The organism is Pseudomonas sp. NFPP07 (assembly GCF_900115645.1).
In the GTDB taxonomy this organism is placed as follows: Bacteria; Pseudomonadota; Gammaproteobacteria; order Pseudomonadales; family Pseudomonadaceae; genus Aquipseudomonas; species Aquipseudomonas chlororaphis.
The window spans coordinates 239,187-256,854 of record NZ_FOXG01000009.1; the positions used below are offsets into that span (position 1 = coordinate 239,187).

The following is a 17,668-nucleotide window of genomic DNA, read 5'->3' on the forward strand; positions in this document are numbered from 1 at the left end:
CTGTAGCCGCGCCGCCCGGCCGTTGTGAAACGGACGGGCGGTGTCGTTTGTGGCTTGTGCTTTTACGGGCCGAGGCATATCCCTGTAAGGGTCAAGGGCTTGAACTGCGCGAGGTGCACTCATGAACCTGCACGAGTTGAATGCTTATGCCGTCGCCGGAAAAATCGACGAGCTGAACCTGATCTCCCTCGAAGGCGGCATCTATCTGCTCGAGGCGCGGATGCATGGGGCGGCCTATCCGTTGAGCGACGCCCACGGTCAGATGTTGCATCTGCGTTCGGTGGAGCATGCCCGGGAAGTGTTGCACGCCTTTCCCAAGCTGCCCTTCAACCTGATCCATGCCTCAGTGCATGACGAGATGTGTGGCCTCTCGGCCGGTACCGATGACAGCTTGCGGGTGCCTCTCGCCGTCCGCTCGGCCTGACAGGCGGGACGCACGTTCATCATCGCCATGGCATCTGTGCTAGTCTGCTCGCCCTTTTGGTTCCGGGCGTCCCGGGATGCGCTGTGTACGCACGGCGGATTTCCGAGCCGTCCGCACAGCGGAGCAGTGTCATGTCCGAAGTAAATCTGTCCACCGACGAAACCCGCGTCAGCTACGGTATCGGCCGTCAGCTGGGCGACCAGCTGCGTGACAACCCGCCACCGGGCGTGAGCCTGGACGCCATCCTGGCTGGCCTGACCGACGCGTTCGCCGGCAAGCCTAGCCGTGTAGGCCAGGAAGAAATGTCCGCCAGCTTCAAGGTGATCCGCGAAATCATGCAGGCCGAAGCCGCTGCCAAGGCTGAAGCCGCTGCTGGCGCGGGCCTGGCTTTCCTGGCTGAAAACGCCAAGCGTGAAGGCATCACCACTCTGGCCTCCGGCCTGCAGTTCGAAGTGCTGACCCAGGGCGAAGGCGCCAAGCCATCCCGTGAAGACAGCGTGCGTACCCACTACCACGGCACCCTGATCGACGGCACTGTGTTCGACAGCTCCTACGAGCGCGGCCAGCCTGCGGAATTCCCGGTCGGTGGCGTGATTGCTGGCTGGACCGAGGCGCTGCAACTGATGAATGCCGGTAGCAAATGGCGTCTGTACGTGCCGAGCGAGCTGGCTTACGGCGCGCAAGGCGTTGGCAGCATCCCGCCGCACAGCGTTCTGGTGTTTGACGTCGAGCTGCTCGACGTTCTGTAAGCCTCAGCTGCCGGGTTGAGCTTGCTCGCGATCCATACGCCGTGTTTGCGGTGTACGGATCGCGAGAAGGCTTGCCTTGGCAGAGGGGTCAGGTGGGGTCATAGACGTATTTTTGCGCTCAGGCCTTGCCCTTCGGCTGTTCCAGCAGGGCGCAAGGCCCGTGCATAGCAGAACAGAAACAGGTTGCGCACCAGTTCCTTGAGCACCACCGGTTCGCTGGAACTCAGGCCGTTGAGGTCCAGATCGCCCTGATCCTGCAGCTCGTTCAAGGCTTCTTCTTCCAGTACCGCACAGACTTCCCCGGTTTCCCGATGCAGGATTCTCAGGTAAGGGTGTGGGCGGTCCAGCCATGCGTCGATCAAATAAGTCATGAGTCTCATCTCCTTGATGGGTTTCAATGAGAATAATTCTTATTCAATGAATAGCAAGTACCTATTGGCGGTTTCTGCTTTTTTCTGTGTGGAAATTGTTGTGGGTCAAAAGGGCTGGCCTTTTGATATATAGCGGGAAATGAGGGGGGAGTCTGGCGGGAGCGGGGAGGGGCTTCACCCCGTGCCTGGCACGGGGCGATAGCCGGAATATCAGACCTTGCGGACGAACTCGGACTTGAGCTTCATCGGGCCGATACCGTCGATCTTGCAGTCGATGTCGTGGTCGCCATCGCACAGGCGGATGTTCTTGACCTTGGTGCCGACCTTGACCACCAGCGAGGTGCCCTTGACCTTGAGGTCCTTGATCACTGTGATGGTGTCGCCGTCTTGCAGGACGTTACCGACCGAGTCCTTTTTCACGGTTTCATCGGATGCGGCCTCGGCTTCGCCATTGGCGGACCATTCGTGGGCGCATTCCGGGCAGACCAGTTGGGCGCCATCTTCATAGGTGTATTCGGAATTGCATTTCGGGCAGGGTGGCAACGTGCTCACTAAGACTCCTCGGATTCAGGAAGGCTAAAAAAGCGCACATTATATAGGGTTTTGCCCGGGGAAGGGGTATCGCGGGGGATCGAGGGGGAAAGCATCATGAACAAGCCCGCTCCTGCGCAGGGCAGGAGCGGGCTTGTGTGCAATCGGATCTTAGTGGGTGCGGGCTACGGCGAATTCGCTCAGTTCCACCAGCGCGTCGCGGTATTCGCTCGGCGGCAGGGCTTCCAGGCAGGCAATGGCACGAGCGACATAGTCGCGGGCCAGTTGCGCGGTGTAGTCCAGGGAGCCGGAGGCTTCCACGGCTGCACGGATGCTTTCCAGGTCTTCGATACCGCCTTTCTGGATCGCCTGGCGCACCAGGGCAGCCTGTTCCGGCGTGCCTTCGCGCATGGTGTAGATCAGCGGCAGGGTCGGCTTGCCTTCGGCCAGGTCGTCGCCGACGTTCTTGCCCAGGGTTTCCGCGTCGCCACGGTAGTCGAGCAGGTCGTCCACCAGTTGGAAGGCCACGCCCAGGTGATCGCCGAAGGTGCGCAGGGCTTCGCTCTGCTCTTCGGTGGCGCCGGCCAGGGCGGCGGCGCTGTGGGTCGAGGCCTCGAAGAGCATCGCGGTCTTGCCGCGGATGACTTCCATGTAGGTTTCTTCGGTGGTGCTGGCATCACGGACTTTCGACAGCTGCAGCACTTCACCTTCGGCGATGATGCGGGTGGCCTGCGAAAGGATCTTCATCACCGGCATCGAGCCCAGCTCGACCATCATCTCGAAGGAGCGCGAGTACAGGAAGTCGCCCACCAGCACACTCGGGGCGTTGCCCCACATGGCGTTGGCGGTCGAGCGGCCGCGGCGCATGCCGGACATGTCGACCACGTCGTCATGCAGCAGGGTGGCGGTGTGCAGGAATTCGATGGTGGCGGCCAGCAGGCGCAGGTCGTCGCCTTCGCGACCCAGGGCCTTGCCACACAGCAGCACCAATAAAGGACGCAGGCGTTTACCCCCGGCCGAGGTAATGTAGTCGCCGATTTTCGATACCAGCGGCACTCGGGAGGTCAGCTGCTTCTTGATGATGCCGTCGACGGCGCTAAAATCGTCCGCCACCGCGCGGTAGAAAGCTTGGGGTTGCATCAGCGACAGGTGCTCCAGAAGGGTTGCGCGGCATGCTAGGACCCACGTCCGGGGCTGTCAAGGCGCGATGGACGGCCCCTTGCATCGCCAAGACAGCTTGCGTACAATCGCGCACCCTGAACTTCCTGGGCAGCACCTGCCTTACGCAATTGCACTTGGGCCGTTCCAGCCCCATGCAGCCATGCCAGCCAATACCTCTTCTTATAAAGAGCTGGGTGAGCAGGATTATCGGAGAAATACCATGTACGCAGTAATCGTTACCGGCGGTAAGCAATACAAGGTCGCTGAAGGTGAATACCTGAAGATCGAAAAACTGGAAATCGCCACTGGCGAATCCGTGACTTTTGACCGCGTTCTGTTGGTTGCCAATGGCGACGACGTGAACATCGGCGCACCTGTTGTTGCTGGCGCAACCGTCAAGGCTGAAGTGATCTCCCAAGGTCGTCACGATAAAGTCCGCATCATCAAGTTCCGTCGCCGTAAGCACCACATGAAGCGTATGGGCCACCGCCAGTGGTTCACCGAGATCAAAATCACCGGTATTCAGGCTTAATTTCAGCCTAATTCCTCACTAGGAGAATTGAACTCATGGCACACAAAAAAGCTGGTGGTAGTACCCGTAACGGTCGCGACTCAGAAGCCAAACGCCTTGGCGTGAAGATGTATGGCGGCCAGGTCATCAAGGCCGGCAACATCATCGTGCGTCAGCGCGGCACCCAATTCCACGCTGGCTACGGCGTTGGCATGGGTAAGGATCACACCCTCTTCGCGAAAATCGAAGGCGTGATCAAGTTTGAAGTAAAAGGCGCCTTCGGTCGTCGTTACGTGAGCGTCGTCGCAGCTTAATTGCGCGATCGCTGGAAAAGCCCTGTCTCGCGACGGGGCTTTTTCGTTTGTGGGGTGAGTCTCTTGCAAAACTGTTTGTATGGGCTGCCAGCGCTGGATGTTACGGCCGTTGATCGGGGTCGCTGCGCTCATTTTTGCAAGAGTCTTATGTCTTAGTGTTTTTCGGCTCGCCCGTGCGGCGAGAGGCGTTTTGTTATGAAGTTCGTTGATGAAGTTTCGATCCGAGTAAAAGCTGGCGACGGCGGCAATGGCTGCATGAGTTTCCGTCGGGAAAAGTTCATCGAAAACGGTGGTCCGAACGGTGGTGATGGTGGTGATGGCGGCTCGATCTACATGATCGCCGACGAAAACCTCAATACCCTGGTGGACTACCGCTACACCCGTCATTTCGATGCCGAGCGCGGCTCCAATGGCGGCAGTACCGATTGCACTGGCAAGAAGGGTGAGGATCTCGAGCTGCGCGTACCGGTCGGCACCACGGTGATCGACGCCGGGACCCAGGAAGTGATCGGTGACCTGACCAAGGCCGGTCAGCGTTTGCTGGTGGTGCAGGGCGGTTGGCACGGTCTGGGTAACACCCGTTTCAAATCCAGTACCAACCGTGCGCCGCGCCAGACCACGCCGGGCAAGCCGGGTGAGCAGCGTGACCTCAAGCTGGAGTTGAAAGTGCTGGCGGACGTTGGTCTGCTGGGCTTGCCGAATGCCGGCAAGAGCACCTTCATTCGCTCGGTGTCCGCGGCCAAGCCGAAAGTGGCTGACTATCCGTTCACGACCCTGGTGCCGAACCTGGGCGTGGTCAGTGTCGACCGCTGGAAAAGCTTCGTGATCGCCGACATTCCGGGTCTGATCGAAGGCGCTTCGGATGGTGCGGGTCTGGGTATCCGTTTCCTCAAGCACCTGGCGCGTACTCGTCTGCTGCTGCATCTCGTGGACATGGCGCCACTGGATGAAAGCAGTCCGGCCGATGCGGCGGAAGTGATCGTCAATGAGCTGACCAAGTTCAGTCCGTCCCTGGCTGAGCGCGATCGCTGGCTGGTGCTGAACAAGTGCGACCAGATCCTCGAGGAAGAGCATGAGGCGCGGGTCAAGGAGATCGTCGATCGCCTGGAGTGGACCGGTCCGGTGTACGTGATCTCGGCTATTTCCAAAGACGGTACCGAGCGCCTGAGTCGCGACATCATGCGGTATCTGGAGGATCGTGCCGATCGTCTGGCGGCTGACCCGGCTTATGCCGACGAATTGGCCGAGCTCGATCAGCGTATCGAGGATGAGGCGCGTGCCCAGTTGCAGGCTCTGGACGACCAGCGTGCCCTGCGCCGCAGTGGCGTGAAGAGCGTGCACGACATCGGCGACGATGATTGGGATGAGGAAGATGTGGATGACGAAGATGGTCCGGAAATCATTTACGTCCGCGACTGATTCGTTGCAGTAAACTACAAGCGCCGCTCACTGAGCGGCGTTTTAGTATCCGGGAAACGTAGCCACGAATAACTTTATGGGCGCGCTCGGTCGCGTGGCTCTCAAGCTAAGGTTGAAGAAGATGCGGAGTAAGGTGACAGGTGCGCAGCGCTGGGTCGTGAAGATCGGCAGTGCGCTGCTGACGGCGGACGGCAAAGGGCTGGATCGCGCGGCAATGGGTGTCTGGGTCGAGCAGATGGTGGCCTTGCATGAGGTCGGTGTCGAGCTGGTATTGGTTTCCTCCGGCGCGGTCGCGGCCGGCATGAGCCGCCTGGGCTGGACCGCACGACCGAGTGCGATGCATGAGCTGCAGGCGGCCGCGGCCATTGGCCAGATGGGCCTGGTGCAGGCCTGGGAGTCGAGCTTTGCCGAGCACGGCTTGCACACCGCGCAGATTCTGCTGACCCATGACGACCTGTCCGACCGCAAGCGTTACCTCAACGCTCGCAGCACCTTGCGTGCGCTGGTCGAGCTGAAGGTGATTCCGGTCATCAATGAAAACGACACCGTGGTTACCGATGAGATCCGCTTTGGCGACAACGACACCCTGGCGGCCCTGGTGGCCAATCTGGTCGAGGCCGATCTGCTGGTGATTCTCACGGATCGCGACGGCATGTTCGATGCGGACCCCCGTAATAATCCTAATGCCCAGCTGATTTACGAGGCGCGTGCCGACGATCCGGCGCTGGATGCGGTGGCAGGCGGCACGGGTGGCGCGCTGGGGCGTGGCGGTATGCAGACCAAGCTGCGCGCGGCGCGTCTGGCAGCCCGTTCCGGGGCGCACACCATCATTGTCGGTGGGCGTCTGGAGCGTGTGCTGGATCGCCTCAAGGCGGGTGAGCGCCTGGGTACCTTGCTGTCGCCTGAGCGCGGCATGCTGGCGGCGCGCAAGCAATGGCTGGCTGGGCACCTGCAAACCCGAGGCACCCTGGTGTTGGATGATGGTGCGGTGTCGGCCTTGTCCCAGGGCAACAAAAGCTTGCTGCCGGTGGGGGTCAAGCTGGTTCAGGGCAGCTTCCGTCGTGGCGAGATGGTGGTATGCGTGGCGCCGGACGGGCGTGAAATCGCCCGCGGCCTGGCCAACTACAGCGCTCTGGAGGCGCAAAAAATCATCGGTCAGTCCTCTGATGCGATTGTCGGTTTGTTGGGGTACATGGCTGAGCCCGAGCTGGTTCACCGTGACAACCTGATTCTGGTCTAAGGAAAAACCAATGCGTGTAGCAAAAGGGTTGTTGGGATTGCTGTTGGCGATGCCGCTGCTGGCCTGCGCTGAAGAAATCGGCCAGGTGTCGACGGTGTTCAAATTTGTCGGGCCTAATGACCGCATTGTGGTCGAGGCCTTCGACGATCCGAAGGTGGAGGGCGTGACCTGCTACCTGTCGCGCGCCAAGACCGGTGGTGTGAAGGGTGGGTTGGGGCTGGCGGAGGATCGCGCCGAAGCCTCCATTGCCTGTCGTCAGGTCGGCCCGATTAGCTTCAAGGGCGAACTCAAGGATGGCGACGAGGTGTTCAAGGAGCGCACTTCGCTGGTGTTCAAGACCATGCAGGTGGTGCGTTTCCTCGACAAGAAGCGCAATACCCTGGTGTACCTGGTCTATAGCGATCGGTTGATCGAGGGCAGCCCGCAGAATGCGGTGACGGCGATTCCGATCCTGCCTTGGGCGCAGAACCCGTAACCGCCTTCAGGGCTGGCTCCTGCAGTGGTTATTCCCTGTAGGGGCTGGCGGTCGATGTTCGATTGCTGGCGATGGCGGTTTGGTGGTCAAGGCAGTAAATCGCAGGCAATAAAAAACCGACCCTGAGGTCGGTTTTTTAACAAGCGTGTCGCTTAGGCTGCAGCAGCAAGGTTCAGAGCCTTGATGTGGCCATTCAGACGACCTTTATGGCGAGCAGCTTTGTTCTTGTGGATGATGCCTTTATCGGCCATGCGGTCGATAACTGGCACGGCCAGAACATAAGCAGCTTGCGCTTTTTCAGCGTCTTTTGCGTCGATGGCTTTAACTACATTCTTGATGTAGGTACGAACCATGGAACGCAGGCTGGCGTTGTGGCTGCGACGCTTCTCAGCCTGTTTTGCACGTTTTTTGGCGGAAGGTGAGTTGGCCACCGTCGAGCTCCTCGAAAGACTTTTTGGGAAATAGCAAACAAAATAGGCCGCGAATCATGCCGATGAGTTGAAGTCTTGTCAAGGGCAGGTGATGCGTTCCGCTGAGTGGTTGGATCTGAAGAGGCGGGATATTTATTTCCGGCGCTTGACCTGTAAACTCGCGAGCTTTGGCTCTGTGCTGTTGCGGCGCGGAGTATCGCACAAGTGGGCGCATTGTTCGCCTGCTGTTTATCTACAGGCAAAAAACCTTTCCATGAACCTGCTCAAGTCGTTGGCCGCTGTCAGCTCTATCACCATGCTTTCCCGGGTTCTGGGGTTCGTGCGCGATACCATCATTGCGCGCACATTCGGCGCCGGAATGGCGACGGACGCCTTTTTCATCGCCTTCAAGCTACCCAACCTGCTGCGCCGCATCTTCGCCGAGGGCGCCTTTTCCCAGGCCTTTGTGCCGATCCTGGCGGAATACAAAAGCCAGCAGGGCGAGGAGGCGACCCGTACCTTTATTGCCTATGTGTCCGGCCTGCTGACCCTGGTACTGGCGCTGGTGACGGCGCTGGGGATCATCGCCGCGCCCTGGGTGATCTGGGCGACGGCGCCAGGTTTTGTCGACACCCCGGAAAAATTCACGCTGACCACCGATCTGTTGCGCGTGACCTTTCCTTATATATTGCTGATCTCGTTGTCCTCCCTGGCGGGGGCGATCCTCAATACCTGGAACCGCTTTTCGGTCCCGGCGTTCGTGCCGACGTTGCTGAACGTCGCCATGATCGTGTTCTCGGTATTCCTGACGCCTTATTTCGATCCGCCGGTCATGGCCCTGGGCTGGGCGGTTCTGGCAGGTGGCCTGGCGCAGTTGCTGTATCAGCTGCCGCACCTGAAAAAGATCGGCATGCTCGTGCTACCGCGCCTGAACCTGCGCGACACCGGGGTCTGGCGGGTGCTGAAGCAGATGCTGCCGGCCATTCTCGGGGTCTCGGTGAGCCAGATCTCGCTGATCATCAACACCATCTTCGCCTCGTTCCTGGTGGCTGGCTCGGTGTCCTGGATGTATTACGCCGATCGCCTGATGGAGCTGCCTTCGGGGGTTCTGGGGGTGGCGCTGGGCACGATCCTGCTGCCGACGCTGGCCAAGACTTACGCCAACAAGGATCGGCATGAATATTCGCGGATTCTCGATTGGGGCCTGCGCCTGTGCTTCATGCTGGTGCTGCCTTGCGCGCTGGCCCTGGGGATTCTGGCGGAGCCATTGACGGTGTCGCTGTTCCAGTACGGCCAGTTCAGCGCTTTCGATGCCTCGATGACCCAGCGTGCGCTGGTCGCGTATTCGGTCGGTTTGCTCGCGATCATTGTGATCAAGGTGCTGGCGCCGGGTTTCTATGCCCAGCAAAACATCCGTACCCCGGTGAAAATCGCGATTTTCACGCTGATCGTCACGCAACTGCTGAACCTGGCGTTCATCGGCCCGCTGAAACATGCGGGCCTGGCGCTGGCGATCAGCGCCGGGGCCTGTATCAACGCGGGTTTGCTGTTCTATCAGCTGCGCAAGCAGCAGATGTTCCTGCCGCAGCCTGGCTGGGGCAAGTTTGCGATCAAGCTGGTCGTCGCGGTGAGTGTGATGTCGGCGGTGTTGCTGGGGCTGATGCAGTTCATGCCGGCCTGGGATCAGGGGAATATGCTCGCACGCTTCCTGCGTCTGGGTGTGCTGGTGGTGGCGGGCGTGGTGGCCTATTTCGGCATGCTGGCGTTGTTCGGCTTCCGTCTGCGCGACTTCAATCGCAAGGCGTTGCACTGAGGTCCTGAGGCACTTGGACGCCGGCGAGGCAGTGGTTTTGTCGGTTCGATCACTTTGGCGCGTGCTGTTGCCTGTCACCGGCCGTCGGGTGTGGTTATAATCGACCACTTTATGAGCAAGAAGCGCGTTATGCAGCTGGTCCGAGGCCTCCACAACCTGCGCCCCCAGCATCGGGGCTGTGTCGCCACTATTGGCAACTTCGACGGTGTTCACCGTGGCCACCAGGCTATCCTGGGCCGGCTGCGTGAGCGTGCGCTTGAGTTGGGCGTGCCCAGCTGCGTGGTGATATTCGAGCCGCAGCCGCGCGAGTTCTTTGCTCCGGATACCGCCCCGGCCCGCCTGGCACGCTTGCGCGACAAGCTGCAGCTGCTGGCCGAAGAGGGCGTCGACCGGGTCCTGTGCCTGGCGTTCAACCAGCGCTTGAGCAAGCTCAGCGCCAGCGAATTCGTCGAGACCATCCTGGTCGACGGCCTGGGTGTACAGCACCTGGAAGTCGGCGATGATTTTCGTTTTGGCTGCGACCGGGTCGGTGACTTCGATTTCCTGCAAAAGGCCGGTATCACCCACGGCTTTACCGTCGAGGCCGCGCAGACCGTCGAACTGGATGGCCTGCGCGTCAGCAGTACCCAGGTCCGCAATGCGCTGGCGGCGGCCGATTTCGTATTGGCCGAGCGTCTGCTCGGTCGCCCGTTCCGCATCGCCGGGCGGGTCCTGCACGGGCAGAAGCTGGCGCGCCAGTTGGGTACGCCAACCATCAATGTGCAGCTCAAGCGCCGTCGCGTACCGTTGTCCGGGGTGTATCTGGTCGATGTCGATATCGACGGCAAGACCTGGCCGGGCGTCGCCAATATCGGCGTGCGGCCGACGGTAGCAGGTGATGGCAAGGCCCACCTGGAAGTCCATCTTTTAGATTTTGCCGGCGATCTGTATGACCGGCGTTTGACGGTGGTTTTCCACCACAAGCTGCGTGAAGAGCAGCGTTTCGCCTCTCTGGAGGCGCTGAAGACGGCGATCAACGCGGATGTCGCCGCCGCCCGTGCCGAAGTTGCACGTATCCATAGCGCCAATCGCTAATGAAGAGCCTTAAATGACCGACTATAAAGCCACGCTAAACCTTCCGGACACCGCCTTCCCAATGAAGGCCGGCCTGCCTCAGCGCGAACCGCAGATTCTGCAGCGCTGGGACAGCATTGGCCTGTACGGTAAGTTGCGCGAAATTGGCAAGGATCGTCCGAAGTTCGTACTTCACGACGGTCCGCCCTACGCCAACGGCTCGATTCACATCGGTCATGCGGTCAACAAGATTCTCAAGGACATGATCATCCGTTCGAAGACCCTGGCGGGCTTCGACGCGCCTTATGTTCCGGGTTGGGACTGCCACGGTCTGCCGATCGAGCACAAGGTCGAGGTCACCCACGGCAAGAACCTGTCCTCGGACAAGACCCGTGAGCTGTGCCGTGCCTACGCCACCGAGCAGATCGAAGGCCAGAAAGCCGAGTTCATCCGCCTCGGCGTGTTGGGCGACTGGGCCAACCCGTACAAGACCATGGACTTCGCCAACGAGGCTGGGGAAATCCGTGCCCTGGCGGAAATGGTCAAGGGCGGTTTTGTGTTCAAGGGCCTCAAGCCGGTGAACTGGTGCTTCGACTGCGGCTCGGCCCTGGCTGAAGCGGAGGTCGAGTACCAGGACAAGAAGTCCTCGACCATCGACGTGGCCTTCCCGATCGCCGACGCAGACAAGCTGGCCGCTGCCTTTGGCCTGGCCAAGCTGAGCAAGCCGGCTTCGATCGTGATCTGGACCACCACTCCGTGGACCATCCCGGCCAACCAGGCGTTGAACGTTCACCCTGAGTTCAACTACGCCCTGGTCGACGCTGGCGACAAGCTGTTGGTGCTGGCCGAGGAGCTGGTGGAGTCCTGCCTGGCCCGCTACAACCTGGAAGGCTCGGTCATCGCCACCGCCCCGGGTTCGGCGCTGGAGCTGATCAACTTCCGTCACCCGTTCTACGATCGTCTGTCGCCGGTGTACCTGGCTGACTACGTCGAGCTGGGCGCGGGTACCGGCGTGGTTCACTCCTCGCCAGCCTACGGCGAAGACGACTTCGTGACCTGCAAGCGTTACGGCATGGTCAACGACGACATCCTCAACCCAGTGCAGAGCAATGGCGTGTACGCCACCTCGCTGGAGTTCTTCGGTGGCCAGTTCATCTGGAAGGCCAACCCGGCCATCGTCGACAAGCTGACTGAAGTCGGTGCGCTGCTGCACACCGAAACCATCAGCCACAGCTACATGCATTGCTGGCGCCACAAGACCCCGCTGATCTACCGTGCCACCGCGCAGTGGTTCGTCGGCATGGACAAGCAGCCAACCAGCGGCAACACCCTGCGCCAGCGTGCGTTGCAGGCCATCGAAGAGACTCAGTTCGTGCCGGCCTGGGGCCAGGCGCGCCTGCATTCGATGATCGCCAACCGTCCGGACTGGTGCATCTCCCGTCAGCGCAACTGGGGCGTGCCGATCCCATTCTTCCTGCACAAGGAAAGCGGCGAGCTGCACCCACGCACCGTCGAGTTGATGGAAGAAGTTGCCAAGCGTGTCGAGCACGAAGGCATCGAGGCCTGGTTCAAGATGGACGCGGCCGAGTTGCTGGGTGACGAAGCCCCGCAATACGACAAGATCAGCGACACCCTGGACGTCTGGTTCGACTCCGGTACCACTCACTGGCACGTACTGCGCGGCTCGCACCCTATGGGCCACGCCAGCGGCCCGCGTGCCGACCTGTACCTGGAAGGTTCCGACCAGCACCGCGGCTGGTTCCACTCGTCCCTGCTGACCGGCTGCGCGATCGATGGCAATGCGCCGTATCGCGAACTGCTGACCCACGGTTTCACCGTCGACGAGAACGGTCGCAAGATGTCCAAGTCCCTGGGCAACGTGATTGCGCCGCAGAAGGTCAACGACACCCTGGGCGCCGACATCATGCGTCTGTGGGTCTCGGCCACCGACTACTCCGGTGAAATGGCGGTTTCCGACCAGATCCTGCAGCGCAGCGCCGACGCCTACCGGCGTATCCGCAACACCGCGCGCTTCCTGCTTTCCAACCTGAGCGGCTTCAACCCGGCCACCGATATCCTGCCGGCCGAAGAAATGCTCGCCCTGGACCGTTGGGCCGTGGACCGTACCCTGCTGCTGCAGCGCGAGCTGGAACTGCACTACGGCGAATACCGCTTCTGGAACGTCTACTCCAAGGTGCACAACTTCTGCGTGCAGGAGCTGGGCGGTTTCTACCTGGACATCATCAAGGACCGCCAGTACACCACTGGCGCCGACAGCAAGGCCCGTCGTTCGTGCCAGACCGCGCTGTTCCACATCTCCGAAGCGCTGGTGCGCTGGATCGCGCCGATCCTCGCCTTCACCGCCGACGAGCTGTGGCAGTACCTGCCGGGCGAGCGCAACGAGTCGGTCATGCTCAACACCTGGTACCAGGGCCTCAGCGAGCTGCCGGAAGGCTTCGAGCTGGACCGTGCCTACTGGGAGCGGATCATGGCGGTCAAGGTCGCGGTCAACAAGGAAATGGAAATCCAGCGCGCGGCCAAGGCCGTCGGTGGCAACCTGCAAGCCGAAGTGACCTTGTACGCCGAGGAAGCGCTGAGCGCCGACCTGGCCAAGCTGAGCAACGAGCTGCGCTTCGTGCTGATCACCTCCACCGCCAGCGTCGCGCCTTTCGCGCAGGCACCGGCGGATGCGGTGGAAACCGAAGTCGCCGGCCTCAAGCTGAAAGTGGTCAAGTCGAGCTTCGCCAAGTGCGCCCGTTGCTGGCACTGCCGTGAAGATGTTGGCGTGCACCCTGAGCACCCGGAAATCTGCGGTCGCTGCGTCGACAACATCAGCGGCGCAGGCGAGGTTCGTCACTATGCCTAATGCCGCGGGCCGTTTCGGCCGTCTGGGCTGGCTGTGGTTGAGCGTGCTGGTCCTGGTCATCGACCAGGCCAGCAAGCTGCACTTCGAAAGCTCGCTGTCGATGTACCAGCAGATCGTGGTGATCCCGGATTACTTCAGCTGGACCCTGGCCTACAACACCGGCGCGGCATTCAGCTTCCTGGCGGACAGCTCGGGCTGGCAGCGCTGGTTGTTCGCCCTGATCGCGGTGGTGGTCAGCGCGGTACTGGTGGTCTGGCTCAAGCGCCTGGGGCGCAACGAAACCTGGCTGGCGGTCGCCCTGGCACTGGTGCTGGGCGGCGCGCTGGGCAACCTGTATGACCGCATCGCCCTGGGCCATGTGATCGATTTCATCCTGGTGCATTGGCAGAACCGCTGGTATTTCCCGGCGTTCAACTTTGCCGACAGCGCCATCAGCGTGGGTGCGGTGATGCTTGCGCTGGATATGTTCAAAAGCAAGAAAACCGGAGAAGCCGTTCATGACTGAACAGGTATTGGCTGAACAACGCATCGGCCAGAACACGGAAGTCACTTTGCATTTCGCATTGCGCCTGGAGAACGGCGACACGGTGGACAGCACCTTCGACAAGGCCCCGGCGACCTTCAAGGTCGGTGACGGCAACCTGCTGCCAGGTTTTGAAGCGGCCCTGTTCGGCTTCAAGGCGGGTGACAAGCGTAACCTGACTATCGAGCCGGAAAACGCCTTTGGCCAGCCGAACCCGCAAAACGTGCAGATCATCCCGCGTTCGCAGTTCCAGGATATGGAACTGTCCGAAGGCCTGCTGGTGATCTTCAACGATGCGGCGAATACCGAGCTGCCAGGCGTGGTCAAAGCCTTTGATGACGCCCAGGTGACGGTTGACTTCAACCATCCGTTGGCCGGTAAAACCTTGACCTTTGATGTCGAGATCATCGACGTTAAAGCGCTGTAACTAACGAAACCAGCCTGCTGTAGGAGCGAGCTTGCTCGCGAAGTTCTTCAACGATAACGCTGGCATTCAGGATGACCGCGGCGTCTTTGAGTTCTTCGCGAGCAAGCTCGCTCCTACAGGGCAAGACACGAGGCACAGCATGCAAATCAAACTCGCCAACCCCCGTGGCTTCTGCGCTGGCGTGGACCGCGCGATCGAAATCGTCAATCGCGCCCTGGAGGTCTTCGGGCCGCCGATCTACGTGCGTCATGAAGTGGTGCACAACAAATTTGTCGTCGAAGACCTGCGCGCTCGCGGCGCGATCTTTGTCGAGGAGCTGGACCAGGTGCCGGATGACGTCATCGTGATCTTCAGCGCCCACGGCGTTTCCCAGGCCGTGCGCAGCGAAGCGGCGGGCCGTGGCCTGAAAGTCTTCGATGCGACCTGCCCGCTGGTGACCAAGGTGCATATCGAAGTGGCGCGCTACAGCCGCGACGGTCGCGAATGCATCCTGATCGGCCATGCCGGCCACCCGGAAGTCGAAGGCACCATGGGCCAGTACGACGCCAGCAATGGCGGCGCGATCTACCTGGTGGAAGATGAGCAAGACGTCGCCGAGCTGCAGGTGCGCAATCCTGAAAAGCTGGCGTTCGTTACCCAGACCACCTTGTCGATGGACGACACCAGCCGGGTCATCGATGCCTTGCGCCAGCGTTTCCCGGCGATTGGCGGGCCGCGCAAGGACGACATCTGCTACGCCACGCAGAACCGTCAGGATGCGGTCAAGCAACTGGCCGACGAGTGCGATGTGGTACTGGTGGTGGGCAGCCCGAACAGCTCCAATTCCAACCGCCTGCGTGAACTGGCCGAGCGCATGGCCACCCCGGCGTACCTGATCGACGGTGCCGAGGACATGCAACGCAGCTGGTTCGACGGCGTCGAGCGCATCGGCATCACCGCCGGGGCTTCGGCTCCCGAGGTGCTGGTACGGGGCGTGATCGAGCAATTGCACGCCTGGGGCGCCACCGGCGCCGACGAACTGGCCGGCCGCGAAGAAAACATCACCTTTTCCATGCCCAAAGAGCTGCGCGTTCGCTCCCTGCTCTGATCAGCCCTGCCTGTCGCATAACGCCTGCGCGGCCTTGTCGCTGCGCAGGCTGACCCGCCCACTGCGGGAAAGCACCACCTGGTGCTGGCTCGTTCCCGGATCGGCCGCGCAGATGTGCAGCGTCCCGGCCTGAAAGGCGCCGCTGGGCAGCTGCGGATCGCCCAGGCCACTGAAGCGCACGAAATGCTCCACCGGACGATTGCCGACAATCGCCACCCGGGCGTCCCCCCGGCGTTCAAGCAGTACCGGGTTATCGCTGTCCTGCGAGCCCTCGCCGCTGATATCCAGAATGATCCGCCAGCCTTGGCTCCAGTCATCGTTCAACCCGTGAATCACGGTTCGCTGCTGACGCAGGATGGCTTCGGTGCGCGCATTGCGAATGCCGCTGGCAAGCATCTGTGCGGCATCCAGCCGGCGTGTCGACTGGAACAACTCCCCGAATGAGGTGGTGGCGAACAGCATCATCAGGCTGGCAAGCGCCAAGCCCACGATTATTTCGATCAGGCCGAAACCCTTCTGCGACATGGTTCTCCCTCCATGGAGTGCGCCAGGCCCGGACAATCCTTGCCCGGCCATTGAGCAAAACCTCAAACCCTCGGTCTATGAAGGTTCGAAGTGCCAGAGCCAGTTATAGCCGCTGGCCGCTCAAGGGGATGGCATGCGTCACCGTACAGAAGGCTTCACGCTGATCGAATTGCTGGTGGCCCTGGCAGTTTTGGCGGTTTTGTTGACCCTGGTGGTTCCCGCGTTCAGTCAGATGGCACAGCGCTCCAAGGCCGACAGCGACATCAGCGAACTGCTGCGCAGCTTGAATTACGCGCGTCTAGAGGCGATCGACAGTGGCTTGCCGGTTCACCTGCGCCCGGCCGCGATCGATTCGGACTGGAGCCGGGGGCTGTCGATTTATCAAGGCGACGGACCGGCGACGAATGTATTGCGGGTTGTTCCCGCGGTCAGTCGCGGCGCCCGGCTGACGCTAACCTCTGAATTCGACAGCATTGGCTTCAACGCGTTGGGCGGTGTATCGGCTGCGGTCCCGCCGGTCATGAGCTATGTGCTGGGCGAGCAACACAGGACGATCACGCTGTGCCTGAACGGACGGATAGCGGTAAACGGGGAGTGCAAATGACGGGCAGGAGCGTGCAGGCCGGAATGACGCTGATCGAGGTGCTGGTGGCGGTGCTGATTCTCGGCATCGGCCTGCTCGGTGCGGCGGCGGTCCAGCTCAATGCCCTGCGCTACACTGACAGTGCATTGATGACCAGCCAGGCCAGCCTCATCGCCTATGACATGCTCGATCGCATCCGCGCCAACAGCGCTGCGGACTACACCGTGGCAGCTCCCGAGGCCGGCAATTTCGGCGTGGTTCGGGACCAGGACCTCTATGACTTCAAGCGCAATGTCGAGAGTTTTGGCGGGCCGACCGCCGAGGGCCATATCAGCCTCAAGCAGGGCGTGTTCACCATCAGCATCACCTGGGACGACGCCCGTGCCGCCCATTCTTCTGGCGAGCCTGCTGAAGGCTCCCGCAGTTTTGTCCTGAGCAGCCGGGTGGCAGTGGATCCGGGGAGCAAGCCATGAGACGCGGGAACAGCGGCTTCGGTCTGATCGAAATGCTGGTGGCGCTGGCGTTGAGCCTGATCGTGGCCTTGGGCGTGACGCAGATTTTCATCTCGGCCAAAAATACCTATGTCAGCCAGAACGCCTCGGCCAGCCTGCAAGAGGATGCGCGCTTCGTGCTGAGCAAGATGATCCAGGAAATACGCATGGTCGGCATGTTCGGTTGCCTGCAGAACATTGCCGACTCCAGCATTGCCGCGGACTTCGCCGGCCATGCGCAAACGCCTATCCGCTGGGACAACGCCAACCACCGGCTGACGCTGGTCACGGCCGATATCGGTGACAGCGGTGGCGCCCCGACCTGGACCGTGCTGAGCGATTGCCGCAATAGCGCCACCGCCTATACCGGCGCCCGCAAGGCCCCCTCGGGGCAGCAGGCGTTTGCGGTGCGGCGCCTGGTGTACAGCTTGAAGGACAACCAACTGCTGATGGGCACCGGCACTGGCTCCGGCCAGGCGGTGCTGGTGAACAATGTCAGCGCGTTCGACGTGTCGTTCGGCATCGCCAGCACAGCCACGGATGTCGCGGCCTCCAGCTATAGCCGTGATCCTGGAGACCCGGCACGGATTCGCAGCGTGCGCTTGAGCCTGACCCTGAGCGATCCCCAGGCGCGAGTGCGGCCGCAGACGTTCAATGTGGTGGCCGCCTTGCGCAATCGCCTGTTGTGAGGGAAT

At 61.3% G+C, this 17,668-nt stretch carries 21 protein-coding genes; 16 read left to right on the forward strand and 5 right to left on the reverse strand.

The annotated features are described in order from the left end of the window. Window positions 1-121 precede the first annotated feature (121 nt). Window positions 122-424, forward strand: coding sequence for a DUF6482 family protein (locus BM019_RS23780; RefSeq protein ID WP_009045713.1), 303 nt, complete (start codon window positions 122-124; stop codon window positions 422-424). Window positions 425-555: 131 nt separating this feature from the next. After that, entirely contained in the window at window positions 556-1,173 is a 618-nt protein-coding gene (locus BM019_RS23785) for a BamJ family beta-barrel-assembly machinery protein (protein ID WP_007924751.1), read from the forward strand. Between the two features lie 98 nt (window positions 1,174-1,271). Here BM019_RS23785 and BM019_RS23790 read toward each other — a convergent pair whose 3' ends face one another. From BM019_RS23790 to BM019_RS23800, 3 genes are all read right to left on the reverse strand, one after another. Then, window positions 1,272-1,544 carry a PA4570 family protein gene (locus tag BM019_RS23790; RefSeq protein WP_009045712.1) on the reverse strand — a complete coding sequence of 91 codons (273 nt, stop codon included), beginning with the start codon at window positions 1,542-1,544 and terminating at the stop codon, window positions 1,272-1,274. Between the two features lie 210 nt (window positions 1,545-1,754). Continuing rightward, window positions 1,755-2,096 carry a zinc ribbon domain-containing protein YjdM gene (locus BM019_RS23795; protein WP_007924748.1) on the reverse strand — a complete coding sequence of 114 codons (342 nt, stop codon included), beginning with the start codon at window positions 2,094-2,096 and terminating at the stop codon, window positions 1,755-1,757. Between the two features lie 150 nt (window positions 2,097-2,246). After that, window positions 2,247-3,215, reverse strand: coding sequence for a polyprenyl synthetase family protein (locus BM019_RS23800; protein WP_009045711.1), 969 nt, complete (start codon window positions 3,213-3,215; stop codon window positions 2,247-2,249). Window positions 3,216-3,456: 241 nt separating this feature from the next. On the opposite strand from BM019_RS23800, the gene rplU reads away from it, so the two are divergent. The 5 genes from rplU (at window position 3,457) to BM019_RS23825 (ending at window position 7,195) form a co-directional block, all read left to right on the forward strand. Then, window positions 3,457-3,768 (forward strand): 50S ribosomal protein L21, encoded by a 312-nt coding sequence (gene rplU / locus BM019_RS23805; protein WP_007924746.1) that lies wholly within the window; start codon window positions 3,457-3,459, stop codon window positions 3,766-3,768. 35 nt (window positions 3,769-3,803) lie between these two features. Further along, the gene (gene rpmA / locus BM019_RS23810; RefSeq protein WP_003228360.1) at window positions 3,804-4,061 is read left to right on the forward strand and encodes a 50S ribosomal protein L27; all 258 of its coding nucleotides are present in this window, start codon (window positions 3,804-3,806) and stop codon (window positions 4,059-4,061) included. A 195-nt stretch (window positions 4,062-4,256) separates the two neighbouring features. Next, window positions 4,257-5,480, forward strand: coding sequence for an Obg family GTPase CgtA (gene cgtA, locus BM019_RS23815; protein ID WP_007924745.1), 1,224 nt, complete (start codon window positions 4,257-4,259; stop codon window positions 5,478-5,480). Window positions 5,481-5,601: 121 nt separating this feature from the next. Continuing rightward, the gene (gene proB, locus BM019_RS23820) at window positions 5,602-6,720 is read left to right on the forward strand and encodes a glutamate 5-kinase (protein ID WP_092420750.1); all 1,119 of its coding nucleotides are present in this window, start codon (window positions 5,602-5,604) and stop codon (window positions 6,718-6,720) included. Window positions 6,721-6,730: 10 nt separating this feature from the next. Next, window positions 6,731-7,195 carry a CreA family protein gene (locus tag BM019_RS23825; RefSeq protein ID WP_009045708.1) on the forward strand — a complete coding sequence of 155 codons (465 nt, stop codon included), beginning with the start codon at window positions 6,731-6,733 and terminating at the stop codon, window positions 7,193-7,195. Window positions 7,196-7,347: 152 nt separating this feature from the next. Here BM019_RS23825 and rpsT read toward each other — a convergent pair whose 3' ends face one another. Further along, window positions 7,348-7,626, reverse strand: a complete 279-nt coding sequence (gene rpsT / locus BM019_RS23830; RefSeq protein ID WP_007924739.1) for a 30S ribosomal protein S20 — start codon at window positions 7,624-7,626, stop codon at window positions 7,348-7,350. Between the two features lie 253 nt (window positions 7,627-7,879). On the opposite strand from rpsT, the gene murJ reads away from it, so the two are divergent. From murJ to ispH, 6 genes are all read left to right on the forward strand, one after another. Continuing rightward, window positions 7,880-9,418, forward strand: coding sequence for a murein biosynthesis integral membrane protein MurJ (gene murJ, locus BM019_RS23840; protein ID WP_062824545.1), 1,539 nt, complete (start codon window positions 7,880-7,882; stop codon window positions 9,416-9,418). Window positions 9,419-9,547: 129 nt separating this feature from the next. Beyond that, the gene (gene ribF, locus BM019_RS23845) at window positions 9,548-10,492 is read left to right on the forward strand and encodes a bifunctional riboflavin kinase/FAD synthetase (protein ID WP_007924736.1); all 945 of its coding nucleotides are present in this window, start codon (window positions 9,548-9,550) and stop codon (window positions 10,490-10,492) included. A 13-nt stretch (window positions 10,493-10,505) separates the two neighbouring features. Continuing rightward, on the forward strand, window positions 10,506-13,337 hold the full coding sequence (gene ileS / locus BM019_RS23850; RefSeq protein WP_092420753.1) for an isoleucine--tRNA ligase: 2,832 nt from the start codon (window positions 10,506-10,508) through the stop codon (window positions 13,335-13,337). Continuing rightward, window positions 13,330-13,842: a signal peptidase II gene (lspA, locus tag BM019_RS23855; protein WP_025807545.1), complete on the forward strand. Its 513-nt coding sequence runs from the start codon at window positions 13,330-13,332 to the stop codon at window positions 13,840-13,842. The genes ileS and lspA overlap by 8 nt, the downstream gene beginning before the upstream one ends. A gap of 7 nt (window positions 13,843-13,849) precedes the next feature. Beyond that, window positions 13,850-14,287: an FKBP-type peptidyl-prolyl cis-trans isomerase gene (gene fkpB / locus BM019_RS23860; RefSeq protein WP_172833189.1), complete on the forward strand. Its 438-nt coding sequence runs from the start codon at window positions 13,850-13,852 to the stop codon at window positions 14,285-14,287. Between the two features lie 139 nt (window positions 14,288-14,426). Further along, window positions 14,427-15,374 (forward strand): 4-hydroxy-3-methylbut-2-enyl diphosphate reductase, encoded by a 948-nt coding sequence (gene ispH / locus BM019_RS23865; RefSeq protein ID WP_007924732.1) that lies wholly within the window; start codon window positions 14,427-14,429, stop codon window positions 15,372-15,374. Here ispH and BM019_RS23870 read toward each other — a convergent pair whose 3' ends face one another. Continuing rightward, window positions 15,375-15,899: a GspH/FimT family pseudopilin gene (locus tag BM019_RS23870; protein WP_062824547.1), complete on the reverse strand. Its 525-nt coding sequence runs from the start codon at window positions 15,897-15,899 to the stop codon at window positions 15,375-15,377. It lies immediately after the preceding gene. Window positions 15,900-16,032: 133 nt separating this feature from the next. Here BM019_RS23870 and BM019_RS23875 point away from each other — a divergent pair, with 133 nt between their 5' ends. From BM019_RS23875 to BM019_RS23885, 3 genes are read left to right on the forward strand one after another with little or no spacing between them, the layout of a single operon-like run. Beyond that, entirely contained in the window at window positions 16,033-16,503 is a 471-nt protein-coding gene (locus tag BM019_RS23875) for a GspH/FimT family pseudopilin (RefSeq protein WP_092420756.1), read from the forward strand. After that, window positions 16,500-16,955 carry a type IV pilus modification protein PilV gene (gene pilV, locus BM019_RS23880; RefSeq protein ID WP_092420759.1) on the forward strand — a complete coding sequence of 152 codons (456 nt, stop codon included), beginning with the start codon at window positions 16,500-16,502 and terminating at the stop codon, window positions 16,953-16,955. Before BM019_RS23875 ends, pilV begins: the two co-directional genes overlap by 4 nt. After that, window positions 16,952-17,662, forward strand: a complete 711-nt coding sequence (locus BM019_RS23885) for a PilW family protein (RefSeq protein ID WP_092420761.1) — start codon at window positions 16,952-16,954, stop codon at window positions 17,660-17,662. Before pilV ends, BM019_RS23885 begins: the two co-directional genes overlap by 4 nt. Window positions 17,663-17,668: the final 6 nt, after the last annotated feature.